This window comes from Catenulispora acidiphila DSM 44928, assembly GCF_000024025.1.
GTDB lineage: Bacteria > Actinomycetota > Actinomycetes > Streptomycetales > Catenulisporaceae > Catenulispora > Catenulispora acidiphila.
In genome coordinates, this window is record NC_013131.1 from 3,497,869 (window position 1) to 3,513,783 (window position 15,915).

The window sequence follows — 15,915 nt, forward strand, 5'->3', positions numbered from 1 at the left end:
CCACCGCTCACGAGCCCATCCGTCCGGCTCGCGGGCGCCCTACGAAGCCTGCAACGCAGACCGCGCGTCCACCGCCGGCGCCGGCACCAACTCCACCGCCCGGATCCGCTCGGCCCGCTTCGGCGAGGCCGGAGCCAGGATCACCTCGTCGGCGACCGTGCGCTCGGCCAGCCGCTCGATGTAGTCCACGGCCTGCTTCGGCGTCCCGACCGCGGTGACCCGCATCATGCCCTTCACGTGATCCCCACCCGGTGTGGCGAGCACCTGGTCCAGCTCATCGTCGCTGAGCTCGGTGTTCCCGCGCACCAGGAACCGCTGCGCCCGCCACCGCAGCGCCGCCTGGTACTGCACGTCCGCCTCTTCCTCGGTGTCCGCCGCGATCAGGTTCGCCGCCACGATCAGGTACGGCTCCGGATGCCCCGGGCTCGGCCGGAACTCCGCGCGGTACAGCTCGGTGGCCGCCGCCAGCGCGTCCGGCGCGAAGTGCGAGGCGAACGCGTACGGCAGCCCCAGCGCCGCCGCCAGCTGCGCGCCGAACAGCGAGGAGCCCAGGATGTACAGCGGCACGTTCGACCCGTCGCCCGGCGTCGCCCGCACCCCGGGGATGCGGCTCTGCCCGGACAGGAAACCCTGCAGCTCCAGCACGTCCTGCGGGAAGGTGTCCGCCGACTCCGCGTGGCGCCGCAACGCCCGCATCGTCGCCTGGTCCGAGCCCGGCGCGCGCCCCAGCCCCAGGTCGATGCGGTCCGGGTGCAGCGCCGCGAGCGTCCCGAACTGCTCGGCGATGACCAGCGGCGAGTGGTTCGGCAGCATCACGCCGCCGGCGCCGAGGCGGATGCGCTCGGTGTTCGCCGCGACGTGCGCGATCAGCACGCTCGTGGCCGCGGAGGCGATCGCCGGCATGTTGTGGTGCTCGGCGTACCAGACGCGCTCGTACCCGCCGCGCTCGGCGGCCCGCGCCAGCGGCACGGCTCCGTGCAGCGCCTCGCCGGGATGCTCGCCGGGGGCGACCGCGGCGACGTCGAGCAGGGAGTACTTCATGGATCCTCGTCTCCGGCGAGCGCGTTCGGCTGGCGTGCGCCGCCCCGTGCGATCTGTGTCTGCGGATGTGCGACATCTGCTTGCATGCGACCTCGGACAACGCGCACGCAGCAGGTGGCATTCCCAGCTGCTGCCTGTTACGCGGTCTCACACGGCCGCAGCCGGTCGTAGATTCCCCTACACCGTCGCCAGATCCGGATGGAACTTCCTCGTCACCTCCGGATGCGCCCGCAGATACCCCTTCAGCTCGTTGCGTCCGAACTCCGCGTACAGCGGGTTCGACGGATCGTCGTCGGCGCCGGGCGCGTGGTGCGCGTGCGGGAACTCCAGCGGCTCGATGTGCGCGTCCAGCCGCGGGTTGAAGAAGAACGGCACCGAGAACCGCTCCCGCGCCCTCGGGGGGCTGACCACCCGGTGGCTCGTCGCCTTCAGATACCCGTCGGTCGCCACCTCCAGCAGCTCGCCGAGGTTCACCACGAACGCCCCCGGCATCGGCGGCACGTCCAGGAACGTCCCGTCCGCCCGCGCCACCTGCAGCCCGCCGACCGAGTCCTGCAGCAACAGCGTGATGAAGCCGTAGTCCTTGTGCATCCCGACGCCCTGACCCGCGCCGTCCGGAGCGGTACCGGGATAGCGCACCAGCTTCAGCCGCAGATGCGGATGCCCGGCGAAGGCGGCGTCGTAGAAATCCGGGCGCGCGCCGATCGAGGCCAGCAGCTCGTGCAGCAGCCGCCGGGAGATCGCGCTGAGCTTGTCGATCCAGCCCAGCGTCGCCGCCCGCAACTGGGGCAGCCTCGCCGGCCACTGGTTGGGCCCTTGCAGCCACCAGTACGCCGGCTCCCCGGCGCCCGGCACGTGCGGCGGCAGCTCCAGCCCGATGTCCATCTGGTCCCGCCAGTCCCGCGCGCCGGCGGTCTGCTCGTCGCCGGTGCCGGTGTAGCCGCGGAAGTGCGGGGAGTTGAGGTTGCTGACCGCCAGGCGGTCGGCGTGCGGCAGGGCGAAGAAGGAGCGCATCGCGTCGTTGAGCGCGGCGGTCTCACTCTCGGTGATGCCGTGCCCGACCAGCTGGAAGAAGCCGACCTCGGTGGCCGCCGTGCGCAGCGCCTCGTGCAGCGCGGCCCGCTCCGCCTCCGACCCGTCGGCCTTCGACAGGTCGACGACCGGCAGACCGGGATCGACCGGAAGACCGGGATCGGTGCCGAGCTCGTGCGTCACCATTCCACGGTAATACGCCCCGCTCGGACCGGCCGTTCGGCGAATCCGCTGGTCAGGTGATGCCGGGTGGCGCAGGCATCCCGCGCCGGGGAATCCGGTCGACACCGGCCGCGCCGATCCGGCATGCTTTCCCCAGCGCCTCCCGGTGCGCAGGAAACGGATACTTCGTAACTATAACGTCCCTAAGGTAGGGCAGTATCAGGGTACTTCGGTCCCTGGTCAGGCCTGAGAGCTCCGGCTCGTGCTAACCAGGCGAAAGCCCAGGAGCGGAATCCGTCGCCGACCGTTCGCTCGCCGAACACGATCTCGGGTGGCGCGTTTTTCACGCCCCGACGTACTCCGCCAGATGCTGTCCGGTCAGCGTGGAGCGCTTGGCGACCAGATCCGCCGGCGTCCCGGTGAACACCACGCGCCCGCCGTCGTGCCCGGCGCCCGGTCCCAGGTCCACGATCCAGTCCGCGTGCGCCATCACCGCCTGGTGGTGCTCGATGACCACCACCGACTTGCCGGCCTCCACCAGCCGGTCCAGCAGCCCGAGCAGCTGCTCGACGTCGGCCAGGTGCAGCCCGGAGGTCGGCTCGTCGAGCACGTACACCCCGCCGTCCTCGGCCATCGCCACGGCCAGCTTCAGCCGCTGGCGCTCGCCGCCGGACAGCGTGGTCAGCGGCTGCCCCAGGCTCAGATAACCCAGTCCCACGTCGGACAGCCGCGCCAGGATCTTGTGCGCGGCCGGCAGCTTCGCCTCGCCGTCGGCGAAGAACGCCTCCGCCTCCTGCACCGACAGCGCCAGCACCGAGGCGATGTCCAGGCCGCCGAACTCGTACTTCAGCACCTCGGCCTGGTAGCGCTTGCCCTCGCACTCCTCGCAGACCGTCGCGACCCCGGCCATCATCGCCAGGTCGGTGTACACCACCCCGGCGCCGTTGCAGGTCGGGCAGGCGCCCTCGGAGTTCGCGCTGAATAGTGCCGGCTTCACGCCGTTGGCCTTGGCGAACGCCTTGCGGATCGGCTCCAGCAGCCCGGTGTACGTGGCCGGGTTGCTGCGCCGCGAGCCGCGGATCGGGCTCTGGTCGATCGAGACGACGCCCTCGTGCAGGTGCTTGGTCACCGAGCCGTGGATCAGCGAGCTCTTGCCCGACCCGGCGACGCCGGTGACGACCACCAGCACCCCGAGCGGGATGTCGACGTCCACGTCCCGCAGGTTGTTCGCCGACGCGCCGCGGATCTCCAGCGCGCCCTTGGCCTCGCGCGTCTGCTTCTTCAGCGCCGCACGGTCGTCCAGATGGCGTCCGGTGACGGTGTTGCTGCCCCGCAGCCCGTCGATCGTCCCCTCGAAGCACGCCGCGCCGCCGCCGGAGCCCGCGCTGGGACCGAGGTCGACGACGTGGTCGGCGATCGCGATCATCTCGGGCTTGTGCTCCACGACCAGCACCGTGTTGCCCTTGTCGCGCAGCCGCAGCAGCAGCTCGTTCATCCGCTGGATGTCGTGCGGGTGCAGCCCGACGGTGGGCTCGTCGAAGACGTAGGTGACGTCGGTCAGCGAGGAGCCGAGATGCCGGATCATCTTCACCCGCTGCGCCTCCCCGCCGGACAGCGTGCCGGAGGAGCGCGACAGCGACAGGTAGCCCAGGCCGATCTCGACGAAGGAGTCAAGGGTCTGCGACAGTGCGGCCAGCAGCGGCGCCACCGACGGCTCGGAGAGCCCGCGCACCCACGCGGCCAGGTCGCTGATCTGCATCTCGCAGGCGTCGGCGATGCTGATCCCCTTGATCTTCGAGGACCGCGCGCCCTCCGACAGCCGCGTGCCGTCGCAGTCCGGGCACGTCGTGAACGTGACCGCGCGGTCCACGAACGCCCGGATGTGCGGCTGCAGCGACTCCCGCTCCTTGGACAGCATCGACTTCTGGATGCGCGGGATCAGACCTTCGTAGGTCATGTTGATGCCCGCGATCTTCATCCGCGTCGGCTCCCGGTGCAGGAAGTCGTGCAGCTCCTTCTTGGTGAACTTCTTCACCGGCTTGTCCGGGTCGAAGAACCCCGATTCGGCGTACAGCCGCGAGTTCCACCCGCCGCCGGAGTAGCCGGGCACGGTGATCGCGCCGTCGTTGACCGACTTGGACTCGTCGTACAGCTCGGCCAGGTCGATGTCGCTGACCGAGCCGCGGCCCTCGCAGCGCGGGCACATGCCGCCGATGACGCTGAAGCTGCGCTTCTCCCGGACGGTCTGGCCGCCCTTCTCCATCGTGACGGCGCCGGCGCCGCTGATCGAGGCAGTGTTGAAGGAGAAGGCCTTCGCCGAGCCGATGTGCGGCGTGCCGAGCCGGCTGAACAGGATGCGCAGCATCGCGTTGGCGTCGGTCGCCGTGCCGACCGTGGAGCGCGGGTCGCCGCCCATGCGCTGCTGGTCCACGATGATCGCGGTGGTCAGCCCGTCCAGGACGTCCACGTCGGGCCGCGACTGCGTGGGCATGAAGCCCTGCACGAAGGCGCTGTAGGTCTCGTTGATCAGCCGCTGCGACTCCGCCGCGATCGTGCCGAAGACCAGCGAGCTCTTGCCCGAGCCGGAGACGCCGGTGAAGACGGTCAGGCGGCGCTTGGGCAGCTCGATGCTGACGTCCTTGAGGTTGTTCACGCGGGCGCCGTGGACCCGGATCAGGTCGTGGCTGTCGGCGGCGTGCGGGGCGTCGGCGGTAGCGGCCTGCTCGCCGGTGCTGGTCTTGGCGGCCATGCGTGCTTCTCCTCAGTGCCTGGGCGTCACTTCTGCTGCTGGATGCGGATCAAGTTCCCGGCCGGGTCCCGGAACGCGCAGTCCCGCACCCCGTAGGGCTGGTCCGTCGGCTCCTGCACGACCTCCGCGTCGTGCGCCTGCAGCCGGTCGAACGTCCCGTCCACATCGGTGGTGGCGAGAAGGATCACAGCGTACGTGCCCTTGGCCATCATCTCGGCCACGGTCTGCCGCTCCGCCTCGGTCACTCCCGGATCGGCGCTCGGCGGGTACAGCACCACCGAGGTCCCCGGCTGTCCGGCCGGCCCGACGGTGACCCACCGCATCCCGTTGAATCCGACGTCCTTGCGTACCTCGAAGCCGAGCACGTCCCGGTAGAAGGCCACCGACTCGTCGGCGTCGGCGTGCGGCAGGAAACTGGCGTGAATGCTGAGGTCCATGCCCATCACCCTAGGTGAGCGCCCCGAGCCGGGCTTCTCGAATCCTGATCGGTCGCGTCACCCGCGCGGACACGCACGAAGGCAGCCCCGCACCGGCGAAGGCGGACACCCGCTTGTACTCGCTCGGCGGCATCCCGACCAACTCGGCGAAGCGCGTACTGAACGTCCCCAACGAGGAGCACCCGACCGCGAAGCACACCTCGGTGACCGTCAGATCGCCTCGCCGCAGCATCGCCATGGCCCGCTCGATCCGCCGCGTCATGAGATAGGAGTACGGCGACTCCCCATAGGCGGCCTTGAACTCCCGGCTCAGATGCCCCGCCGACATGTGCTCCCCGCGCGCCAACGCCTCGACGTCGAGCGGCTGCGCGTACTCGCGGTCGACGCGGTCGCGCACCCGGCGCAGGCGGGCGAGGTCGGCGAGGCGCTCGGCGGGGGTGGGCGGTGCGGTCATGGGTTCGATCGTAGGGGAGGGGAGTGACAAGTGCCGTTTCACCTGGACGGACGGCTTTTCCCTCGCGCGCCCCGCACACCCCTGTAGCTTCCGATACGGAACCACCAGAACCAACGGAACCAACGTAACCAACCGCGACCCGCCGCCCAGCCCGGAAGGACTTCCCATGACCACAGCGATCCGCAGCCAGGTGATCCCGGTCTCCGACCTCGACGCCGCCAAGGCGGTCTACACCGCGCTGTACGGCGACCCGCACACCGACACGCCCTACTACGTCGGCTACGACGCCGGCGGCTTCGAGGTCTCGCTCACGCCGGGCGACGTCTCCGGCGGGCCGGTGGCGTACACCGACGTCGAGGACCTCGACGGCGCGCGCGAGAAGCTGCTCGCCGCCGGCGCCACCGAGCGCGACGCGCCGCGGCAGGTGGCGCCGGGGGCGCGGGTCTGCGTGCTGCTGGACAAGGACGGGAACGCGATCGGGCTGCGCGGCGAGTGAGATCGGCGGAGCCCTTCGGCGGCGAGCGTCGGGGCGCGGTGCGAGTGCCGCGCCCCGACAGCGCGGCGCGAGGGCCGCGGCGTCGTCAGTACGCGATGTTCGCGAACGCGACCGTCAGCGTGTAGCTCCGCGCCGTCGGGCTCGTCGGCAGCGGCACGAAGGTCATCGTGGCCGTGCCGCCGCACGGCACCCACCACGTCGTGGGGATCTTGGCCGGGGCGAAGTAGGACGTGAACACGATGTTCTGCGCCGCCGTCGACGCCGGGCTGAAGCCGGCGACGATCTCGCGTCCGGCACTGCCGGTGAAGCCGCCCGGCGCCGTCACCGGCGGCACGATGCTGCGCACCTCGGCGGTCTGCCCGGAGACCGGGTGTCCCACGGAGGTCGAGCTGACCGGTCCCGGGCACACGACGGTGATGACCGCGTCCGCGGCCTTGCCGTTGACCAGGCCGATGAAGGACGTGTTCGGCGTGATGGGCAGCGGGTCCTGGATCGGGTCCTGGGCGGCGGCACCCGCGGTGACCGCGGGCACGAGCGCCGCGCCGAGCGCGACCGTGGCGGCGACGGCGAGCCGTCGCACGGTGGGGGAGCTGAGCATGGGAGGCCTCCTGAATCAGAGCGCTGAAAACACGGGGCGGTTCGGCGGTTCGACGAGAAAGCAGGGTGGAAACTAGAACCGCGCCTTCGGTGTCGTCAACGGATTCCTGGCTGGTCGGCACGGGTCTGACGGAGTTCAGCCAGCGGGGTGATCCAGTGCTCTCACACGCCGTAGACGCGCCACCCCTGCCTAGGCTTCCGCCATGCACATCGGATTCGCGCCCCACCGCCTGTGGCCCACCGACCCCGCCGATCTCGCCGGGGTCCTGGACACCGCCCGCCTGATCGAGAGCCTCGGCTTCGAGCACGTCATCGCCGGCACACACCTGCTCGCCGGCGACCTCGGCCTGTCCCCGGACCCCATGGTGCTGTTGTCCGCGGTCGCCGGCGCCACCTCCCGCGTCCGCGTGGCCACCAGCATCCTGATCGCCCCGCTGTACGAGCCGCTCGTCGTCGCGCACCAGGCGGCGACCCTGGACGCGCTCAGCGGCGGACGCCTCGTCCTGGGCGTCGGCACAGGGTGGGACCGCGCTGAGTTCGACGCCGTCGGCGTGCCCTTCACCGAGCGCGGCAAGCGCACCGACGCCGGCCTGGCCACCATGCGTGCCCTGTGGCGCGGCGAATCAGAGGTCTCGCTCGGCATGCCGCCCCGCACCCCGGACGGTCCGCCGGTCTGGATCGGCGGCACCAGCGACGCCGCCCTTCGCAGGGCCCTGCGGTTCGGCGACGCCTGGCACGGCTCCGGCGACCCCGACGCCGTCACCGCCGCCCGCGCGCGGATCGCGCAGCTCGCCGAGGGCACCGACCGCGACCCGGACTCCCTCGGGCTGACCGTCGTCTCGATGCTGCTGCCGCCCGGCTTCGAGCTGTCCGGCAAGTCCCCGGGCGCGCTGCTCGGCGGGGACCAGCCGAGCCGGGAGAGCATCGTGGACGAACTCGGCCGGCTGGAGGAGGCCGGGGTGAGCTCGTGCTCGCTGTGGGCGCCGGTGGACGCCGCCGCGCTGCCGGACGTGCTGGGGTGGGCCGCTGAGCTCATCTGACCGGGCAGAGCCGGCTCGGGACTGCCAAGACCTGGATGCGTCTGACCAGGTCATTCCCGGGTGACGAAGGTCACCCTCCGCACGGCCCTGCTGGTGTACGAAACAGTTTCGTTTCGCGCGCGAAGCGTGCTACTGTACGAAACAGTTTCGTACACCATGCCGTACGGCGAGCCTCGCGAGCGCGCCGTACCCCCCCGCCGAAAGGAGCGGCCATGGAAGCCGGGCCCAAGCTCGATCCCGAGCGGGAGCAGGCCATCCTCGGTGCCACGCTGGACCTGCTGGCCGAGCACGGCTACGAGGCGCTGCGGCTGGACGCCGTCGCCTCCCGCGCCAAGGCCAGCAAGGCGACCCTGTACCGGCACTGGCCCGGCAAAGCCGAGCTGGTCGTGGACGCCGTCCGCTGTTATGAGCAGGCCGACCTCACCGACGAGGTGGACACCGGCAGTCTGCGCGGCGACGTGCTCGCCACGCTGACCGCCATGCGCGACCTGATGTCCGGCGAGCTGGGCCAGCTGATGGCCGGCCTGGTCGCCGCGGTGCAGAAGGACCCCGAGCTGGCGCGCGTCGTGCGGGCCTCGATGCTCGAGGACAAGCAGGAGGTCACGCGGCGCATGCTGGACCGGGCGATCGCCCGGGGCGAGCTGCCCGCCGACACCGATCCGACCGTGTTCCCCGAGGTCGCCCCGGCGGTGATGTTCATGCGGATCTTCCTCAACGCCGAGCACATCGACGAGGCGTTCCTGGTTCACTTGACCGACGACATCCTCATCCCATTGATGGTCCGCGGCCACTAGGCGGAGCGGACCAGCCCCACAGAACCCCAGGCTCGCGCGACTCGAGGGGGCCGCGCGTCGATCGAGTGCTGCCGAAAACCGGCCAGCCCGTCGAAAGCGAGAAGAAGCGCATGTCAACCACCACAGAAAGCTTGCAGCCGGCCGGTACCGGCGCGGGCGCCGAGACCGGGACCCCGGCGCTGAACCCGCGCCGCTGGGCCGCCCTGGTCCTGATCGCCGTCGCCCAGCTGATGATCGTGCTCGACGGCACGATCGTGAACATCGCGCTGCCGACGATGCAGCGCAACCTGCACATATCCGATGTGAACAAGCAGTGGGTCATCACCGCCTACGCGCTGGCCTTCGGCTCGATGCTGCTGCTCGGCGGCCGCGTGGCCGACTACACCGGCCGCAAGCGGGCCTTCGTCATCGGCCTGCTCGGCTTCGCCGCGGCCTCCGCCCTGGGCGGCGCCGCGACCAACGAGGCGATGCTCTTCGGCGCCCGCGCCGTGCAGGGCGTGTTCGGCGCGCTGATGGCGCCGGCCGCGCTGTCGCTGCTGACCGTCACCTTCACCGAGGAGAAGGAGCGCGCCCGGGCGTTCGGCGTCTACGGCGCCATCGCCGGCGGCGGCACCGCCATCGGTCTGATCATGGGCGGTGTGCTCACCGAGTACGCCTCCTGGCGCTGGACGCTGCTGGTGAACGTGCCGATCGCGGTCGTCGCCGCCTTCTTCGCCTCCCGCGTGCTGACCGAGAGCAAGGCCGCCGGCAACACCAAGTACGACATCCCCGGCGCCCTGACCTCCACCGCCGGACTGGCCGCGCTGGTCTACGGCTTCAACAAGGCCAACACCGACGGCTGGGGCTCGGCGACCACCCTGAGCCTGCTCGCCGCGGGCCTGGCGCTGCTGGTCGCGTTCCTGGTCATCGAGCTGCGCACCTCGCACCCGCTGCTGCCGATGCGCGTCATCCTGGACCGCAACCGGGGCGGCTCGTTCCTCAGCTCCCTGCTGATGGGCGTGGGCATGTTCGGGGTCTTCATCTTCCTGACCTACTACCTGCAGCAGATCCTGGGCTACTCGGCGCTGAAGTCGGGCTTCGCCTTCCTGCCCTTCACCTTCGGCGTGATCGCCGGCGCCGGCGTGGCCACCCGCTTCCTGCCGCGCATCGGCCCGCGCGTCCTGATGGCCGTCGGCTTCGGCCTGGCGACGCTCGGCATGGTGCTGTTCACCGGCATCGGGGTGGACACCTCCTACCTCACCCACGTCGTCCCGGCCGAGCTGGTGATGTCCTTCGGCATCGGGCTGTTCTTCGTCCCGCTGTCCTCGACCTCGCTGATCGGCGTCGCCGACCACGACGCCGGCGTGGCCTCGGCGCTGGTGAACACCACGCAGCAGATCGGCGGCGCCCTGGGCACCGCGATGCTGGTGACGTTCGCGACCACCGCCACGACGAACTACCTCGGCTCCCACGCCGCCCACGCCACGAACCAGTCCCTGCTCATCGCGCAGGCCTCGGTCCACGGCTACGTGACCGCCTTCATCTGGAGCGCCGCCATCCTCGGCGCCGCCACGCTGGTGGTCGCCACCCTGGTCAAGGCCCGCAAGGACGACCTGCCCACCGGCGGCGCCGTCCACATGGGCTGACCGGCGCGGGCGTCCGCGACTGCTGACGGCCGGGGTTCGGCGGGAATCTTCCCGCCGAACCCCGGCCGTCATTCGTGCGCCGCAGCGGCTGCCGTCACGCTGTCAGACCGGCGCCGGGTCCTCGTCCTCCATCCGCACGAACTCGAACACCGCGGCCTGGCCCGTGCCGATGGTGATGTGCTCCTCGGCGTAGCGCCAGAGCCCCACCCCGCCCTCGCACGGCACCTTCATCTCCGGAACCGCCTCGGTCGTGGTCACGACGCGGTTGTCCGTACGCACCCCGAGGGGTTCGGGGCCGCCCTGCAGGTAGACGACGTACACCATCGCGATCACCGCCTCGCCTCCAGCAGACCACGCCGGGCCGGGCTGTGCACCTCGGTCCGCCACCTGTACGCCAGGCGTTCGCCCCCCGGCCGCGCCACGGCCGGGTCGGCGGCGCGATCTTCGGCGGTTTCGCAGGTCGGGAACCATAGACTTGATATCAGACCTCGTATTCATCGGTGCCGCTGACGCCGTGTCCCGAGAAAGCAGGTGGACCTTGCGCATCCTCCGACACCCCGGCCGGGTCCGGGGCGCCACGGCCGCGCTGCTCGGCCTCGGTCTGGTCCTGGCCGCTACTTCGACGGCGACCGCGACGACGGCCACCCCCGCCCACGCCGCCGCCTCCCGCCACGCCGACGGCGGCACGCACCGCTCCCCGCACACCGCCGGTCTGAACCACGCCAAGGCTCCCGCCTCGACGATCATGTGCGCGAAGGTCGCCGCCAAGGCGGGCTTCTCCTTCAACCGCACGGTCGCCACCTCGCTGGGCCAGGAGCCGCAGATCGTCGTCGCGATCGCGGTGGCCATGGCGGAGTCCAGCTGCAGCCCGAGCGCGGTGAACGTCAACTCCGGCGGTTCGCGCGACCGAGGCCTGTGGCAGATGAACAGCTACTACCACTCCGAAGTCTCCGATTCCTGCGCCTTCCAGATCCAGTGCAACGCCAACTCGGCCTGGAACATCTCCAACCACGGCACCGACTGGAAGCCCTGGACCACCTTCGCGTCCGGCGCATGGAAGACCTACCTCGCCGCCGCGCGATCGGCGGTCTCCGGCGGCTTCACGTTCCAGCTCATCGACTCCGCCGCCGGCACGTGCCTGGACGCCGACAGTGCAAACCACGCCAACGGCGCGCCGGTCCGGCAGTGGGCTTGCGACGCGAGCGACCACTACCAGCAGTGGACGGTCGTCTCCAGCGTCGGAGCGCTGCCGATCCTGCGCAACCTCGGCACGGGGACCTGCCTGGACTGGGATGGAACCAAGGTCGGCAACGCCCAGCCGATCGTCCAGTGGGCCTGCGACGCCGCCGACGCCAGCCAGCAGTTCTCGTTCCTCGGTAGCGGCCGGATGAACGTCGACGGCCAGGCGCAGGCGCTGATGCAGAACAGCCACGCCGGGACGTGCCTGGCGGTGCAGGGGACGAACCACGCCAGCGGTGCGCCGGTCTGGCAGGGGACGTGCAGCGCGAGCGACGGGTACCAGATGTGGGATTGAGCTGAGGGGCGCTGCTCGGGGACCGGTTCCATCGGCCGGACCGGTTCCCGGCCGGACCGGTCCTTACTTCCGGCGGCGAGGCTTGGCGGGCTTCTGACTCCTCGCGGATCGCGCGGGTGCCCTCGATGGCGTTTTGGGCTTCGCGGCAGCCTTCGTCTTCGCCGCCGGCTCCGGCGCGCCGCGTCCCCGCGTGCTGTTCACCGTCCGCCCCCGCACGATCCCGATGAACTCCTCGACCAGATCGGTCGTCTGCCCCTCCAGCCAGGACAGCACGACCTGCGACTGCGGCACGTCGTTCACCGGCCGGAAGACGAGGTCCTTGCGGTGGTGCAGCCGCGCCAGCGACTGTGGTACCAGCAGCAGCCCGACCCCGGCGGCGACCAGCTCGATCGCGTCGGCGGTGGTCTCCGGGCGGGAGATCGCGGGCAGACCCGGAAGCTTGTCCCATTCCAGGCAGTCGTCCAGCGGGTGCTGCACGATGTAGGGGTCCAGCTCCTCGAGCGCGACCTCCTCGACCGCCGTCAGCTCGTGGTCCTTGGGGACGACGACCACGGTGGTCTCGGCGTAGAGCGGGATGGCGCTGAGCTTGTCCCGGTCCACCGGCAGCCGCACCAGCCCGGCGTCGGCCTCGCCGTCGATCAGCGTCGCGGCGGCTTCGGCGGCGGTCACGGAGACCAGGTCCAGCGGGACGCCCGGCAGCCGCTCACCCCACGTGTGCACCCACTTCGCCGGCGTCACACCGGGGACGTAAGCGAGCCGGAACCGGGGGGAATCCTGCGTGCCTGTCACCCGGTCAGGGTACCTGCCGAGATCGGCACCCCCGCGCGCCTCGATAGGCTTGGGCCCATGACGTCGCAGAAGTCCACCCAGACGATGAAGCCCGCGACAGCGGCGAAGAAGCTGGGCGTATACCTTGAGGCCACCCCCGAAGCGTTCCAGGAGGGGGTCGTCTCCCGCGACGAGCTCGACGCGCTCCAGGCCGACCCGCCGGAGTGGCTGCGCGACCTGCGCCGCGACGGACCGCACCCGCGCCCCGTGGTCGCGGCCAAGCTCGGCATCTCCATCTCGGGCCTGTCCCGCGGCGGCGTCGAGGAGCCGCTGACCACCGCGCAGATCGACGCCCTCAAGGCCGACCAGCCGGAGTGGCTGCGCAGCGAGCGCGCGATCCAGGCCGAGGTCCGCCGCGAGACGGTGCGGGTCAAGGAGAAGGCCGCCGCCGAGGAGAAGAAGGCCGCGAACAAGGCGGCGGCGCCCCCGCAGCGCCCCTCCGCCCGCTCCGGCACGCACGACCCGCGGGGCGCGAAGGGCAAGGGCACGCGCGGTACGCGGGGCGGCACGACGCGCCGCGGGCGCTGAACCCGCGGCCGCGATCGCGAGCGGCGGCTCGCCCTCATCGCAAGCCTCTGACTCAATGTTCTCCCAGCGATGACCCAGCGCTAACCCAGCGCTGACTACTCACCACTGACGCATCACCCCAAGCCGCCCGGCGCTCCCCAGGGAGCCCGGGCGGCTTTCGTGTGCCCGTGCCCTCTGGACAAGCCGAACTCCCGAGAGTAGAAAACAATCCACATCTCTCCGCGACTCTCCGCAAGGGATCATGTGGTTTCAACCGGCGACCCCCCCCACGCCCGAGAGGACCCCGATGCCCCACCTGGATCGCCCCTTCACCCGCCGCACCGCGCTGCGCGCCGGCCTCGGCGCCACCGCCGCGGCCGGCCTCGGCATCCTGCCCCAGCTCGCCGCGCCGTCCTCGGCGTCCGCCGCCGACGGCTCCGTCGACCTGTCGTTCATCATCGACTGCGCCGGCTGGGACGCCCGCCCCTCGTCCTCCCCGGTCCTGATGCTGGCCGGCACGACCCGCAAGATCATCGTCCACCACACGGAGTTCCCGAACGTCACGGACTACTCCCGCGCCCAGGCCGTCCACCTGGCCCAAGAGATCCAGAACCTGCACATGGACAAGAACGGCTGGATCGACACCGGTCAACACTTCACGGTCAGCCGCGGCGGCTATGTCCTGGAAGGCCGCCACCGCAGCCTGGAAGCCCTGACCGCCGGCACGAAGCAGGTCCAGGGCGCGCACTGCATAGGCGAGAACTCCCAGGGCATCGGCATCGAGAACGAGGGCACGTACTACACCGAGACCCCGCCGCCGGTGCAGTTCCAGTCGCTGACCAAGCTGTGCGTCGACATCTGCCGCCAGTACGGAATCGGCGCGCACGACATCTTCGGGCACTGGGACTACAACGAGACCGACTGCCCCGGCGTCGCCTTCTACCGCGAGTTCCCCACCCTGCGCCGCGCCGTCGCGCACGGCATCGGTCAGCACACCTTCCCGGACCGCACCTGGCCGGACATCTACGACTCCAACGCCGGTCCGGTGGTGCGCGTCGTGCAGTGGCTGCTGTTGAATCAGGGCTACACGGTGCCCACCAGCGGCGTGTTCGACGCGACGACCGTCGCCGCGGTCCAGGATCTGCAGGGTGCGATCGGCGCCATCGTGGCCTCCGACGGCACCGTCACCGACCCCACCTGGGAGGCCCTCGGCGTCCCGATCCGGCAGGGCGACAGCGGCAACGCGGTCCAGGCGCTGCAGTACATCCTGATCAACAAGGGCGCGGCGCTGACCCAGAGCGGCGACTTCGACCACGACACCCACAAGGCGGTGCAGGACATGCAGCGCCTGCACGGCCTGGAGCCCACCGGCAAGGTCGACACCGAGACGTGGTGTGCGACGGCCGGCGGCATCGTCGCGCACGAGTTCGGGTAGGCGGGCGGTTCGGGTGACCGTTCCGACGGGGGTTCAGGCGAGGGTTCAGGCGAGGCCGATGGTCAGCTCGGACTGACTTCCTCGTCATCCCACAGCGCGGGTTGGATTTCGGCCGCCGGCGCTGTGGGCTTTGCCGTGTTCCGGAAGCTGCCGCCCTGGCCGCCGCCCCCACCGTCACCTGACGCCTTCGGACGGACCAACCCATACGCCTTCGCGTATTCGCGCACTGCCGAGGTGATCCGGTCCTGATACCACGAAGGCGCATAGGAACCGTTGCGGTAGAGCGCGCGGTAGCGGGGGACCAGGCGCGGATAGGTCGCTTGCAGCCACTCGTAGTACCACTCGCGCGCACCGCTGCGTAAGTGCAGCACGATCGGCGTCACCGAGCGCGCCCCGGCGTCGGCGATCGCCGCGACCGTCCGCCGCAGCTGCTCCGGCGAATCGGTGAGGAACGGCAGGATCGGCGCCATCAGCACCGAGCAGCCGAGCCCGGCGTCGGCGAGCGTGCGGACGGCGTCCAGGCGCCGCGCCGGACTCGGCGTCCCCGGCTCCACGGTCCGCCACACGCTCTCGTCGATCGACCCGATGGACATCGCCAGACTCACCGGCACATCCCGCGCGGCAGCTTCGAGCAACGGAAGATCGCGCAACATCAGCGTGCCCTTGGTCAGAATCGAGAACGGAGTCCCGGACTCAGCCAGCGCCCCGATGATCCCCGGCATCAACCGGTAGCGCCCCTCGGCCCGCTGATAGCAGTCGACATTGGTCCCCATCGCCACCGACTCATGCCGCCACGACGGCCGCGCCAACTCCCGCCGCACCACCTCCGGCGCGTTCACCTTGACCACGATCCGCGTGTCGAAATCCAGCCCGGCATCAAAGTCCAGGTACGTATGCGTCTGCCGCGCGAAGCAATACACGCACCGATGCCCGCACCCCCGATACGGATTGATCGTCCACCCGAACATCGGCGACGCCCCCGGCACCTTGTTCAGCACCGACTTGGCCCGCACCTCATAGAACGTCGCACCCCGAAACCCCGGCGTGTCAAACGTCCGCACGACGGTATCCGACGCCGCAAAGAGCCCCGCCTGCACCACCCCGGAGCCAGCCTCAGCCCCCTCCGCATCCCCCGCATCGGTGTTTCCGCTGATCAGCTGCCCGGACCATCTCATGCAGGCCAC

15 protein-coding genes and 1 pseudogene are annotated in these 15,915 nt (G+C 70.8%); 7 read left to right on the forward strand and 9 right to left on the reverse strand.

Going from position 1 to position 15,915, the window contains the following annotated elements; genetic code table 11:
- Positions 1-39: 39 nt before the first annotated feature.
- The 5 genes from CACI_RS15750 to CACI_RS15770 form a co-directional block, all read right to left on the reverse strand.
- The gene (locus tag CACI_RS15750) at positions 40-1,041 is read right to left on the reverse strand and encodes an LLM class flavin-dependent oxidoreductase (protein WP_012787369.1); all 1,002 of its coding nucleotides are present in this window, start codon (positions 1,039-1,041) and stop codon (positions 40-42) included.
- 177 nt (positions 1,042-1,218) lie between these two features.
- Positions 1,219-2,259, reverse strand: coding sequence for an isopenicillin N synthase family dioxygenase (locus CACI_RS15755; protein WP_012787370.1), 1,041 nt, complete (start codon positions 2,257-2,259; stop codon positions 1,219-1,221).
- Positions 2,260-2,578: 319 nt separating this feature from the next.
- The gene (locus tag CACI_RS15760) at positions 2,579-4,984 is read right to left on the reverse strand and encodes an ATP-binding cassette domain-containing protein (RefSeq protein ID WP_012787371.1); all 2,406 of its coding nucleotides are present in this window, start codon (positions 4,982-4,984) and stop codon (positions 2,579-2,581) included.
- Between the two features lie 26 nt (positions 4,985-5,010).
- Positions 5,011-5,421 carry a VOC family protein gene (locus CACI_RS15765; protein WP_012787372.1) on the reverse strand — a complete coding sequence of 137 codons (411 nt, stop codon included), beginning with the start codon at positions 5,419-5,421 and terminating at the stop codon, positions 5,011-5,013.
- Between the two features lie 10 nt (positions 5,422-5,431).
- Positions 5,432-5,875, reverse strand: coding sequence for a helix-turn-helix transcriptional regulator (locus CACI_RS15770; protein WP_012787373.1), 444 nt, complete (start codon positions 5,873-5,875; stop codon positions 5,432-5,434).
- A 166-nt stretch (positions 5,876-6,041) separates the two neighbouring features.
- Here CACI_RS15770 and CACI_RS15775 point away from each other — a divergent pair, with 166 nt between their 5' ends.
- A complete protein-coding gene (locus CACI_RS15775; RefSeq protein WP_012787374.1) occupies positions 6,042-6,371 on the forward strand; it encodes a VOC family protein in 330 nt (109 codons plus the stop codon).
- Positions 6,372-6,456: 85 nt separating this feature from the next.
- Here the strand turns inward: CACI_RS15775 and CACI_RS15780 are convergent, their stop codons facing one another.
- Entirely contained in the window at positions 6,457-6,969 is a 513-nt protein-coding gene (locus tag CACI_RS15780; protein WP_012787375.1) for a hypothetical protein, read from the reverse strand.
- 202 nt (positions 6,970-7,171) lie between these two features.
- Between CACI_RS15780 and CACI_RS15785 the strand changes: the two genes are divergently transcribed.
- From CACI_RS15785 to CACI_RS15795, 3 genes are all read left to right on the forward strand, one after another.
- Positions 7,172-8,008, forward strand: coding sequence for a TIGR03619 family F420-dependent LLM class oxidoreductase (locus tag CACI_RS15785; RefSeq protein WP_012787376.1), 837 nt, complete (start codon positions 7,172-7,174; stop codon positions 8,006-8,008).
- 212 nt (positions 8,009-8,220) lie between these two features.
- Positions 8,221-8,802, forward strand: coding sequence for a TetR/AcrR family transcriptional regulator (locus tag CACI_RS15790; protein WP_012787377.1), 582 nt, complete (start codon positions 8,221-8,223; stop codon positions 8,800-8,802).
- A gap of 110 nt (positions 8,803-8,912) precedes the next feature.
- Entirely contained in the window at positions 8,913-10,427 is a 1,515-nt protein-coding gene (locus CACI_RS15795; RefSeq protein WP_041541796.1) for an MFS transporter, read from the forward strand.
- Between the two features lie 102 nt (positions 10,428-10,529).
- Here CACI_RS15795 and CACI_RS15800 read toward each other — a convergent pair whose 3' ends face one another.
- Positions 10,530-10,760 (reverse strand): hypothetical protein, encoded by a 231-nt coding sequence (locus CACI_RS15800; protein ID WP_041540273.1) that lies wholly within the window; start codon positions 10,758-10,760, stop codon positions 10,530-10,532.
- 205 nt (positions 10,761-10,965) lie between these two features.
- On the opposite strand from CACI_RS15800, the gene CACI_RS15805 reads away from it, so the two are divergent.
- Positions 10,966-11,961: an RICIN domain-containing protein gene (locus CACI_RS15805; RefSeq protein ID WP_012787380.1), complete on the forward strand. Its 996-nt coding sequence runs from the start codon at positions 10,966-10,968 to the stop codon at positions 11,959-11,961.
- A gap of 63 nt (positions 11,962-12,024) precedes the next feature.
- Here CACI_RS15805 and CACI_RS15810 read toward each other — a convergent pair whose 3' ends face one another.
- On the reverse strand, positions 12,025-12,750 hold the full coding sequence (locus tag CACI_RS15810) for a LysR family substrate-binding domain-containing protein (RefSeq protein WP_012787381.1): 726 nt from the start codon (positions 12,748-12,750) through the stop codon (positions 12,025-12,027).
- A gap of 57 nt (positions 12,751-12,807) precedes the next feature.
- Here CACI_RS15810 and CACI_RS15815 point away from each other — a divergent pair.
- A pseudogene (locus tag CACI_RS15815) lies at positions 12,808-13,194 on the forward strand (DUF5997 family protein); the annotation flags it as partial.
- 409 nt (positions 13,195-13,603) lie between these two features.
- Entirely contained in the window at positions 13,604-14,731 is a 1,128-nt protein-coding gene (locus CACI_RS15820) for a peptidoglycan recognition protein family protein (RefSeq protein ID WP_012787383.1), read from the forward strand.
- A 62-nt stretch (positions 14,732-14,793) separates the two neighbouring features.
- Here the strand turns inward: CACI_RS15820 and CACI_RS15825 are convergent, their stop codons facing one another.
- The gene (locus CACI_RS15825) at positions 14,794-15,906 is read right to left on the reverse strand and encodes an Rv2578c family radical SAM protein (RefSeq protein WP_012787384.1); all 1,113 of its coding nucleotides are present in this window, start codon (positions 15,904-15,906) and stop codon (positions 14,794-14,796) included.
- Positions 15,907-15,915 lie beyond the last annotated feature (9 nt).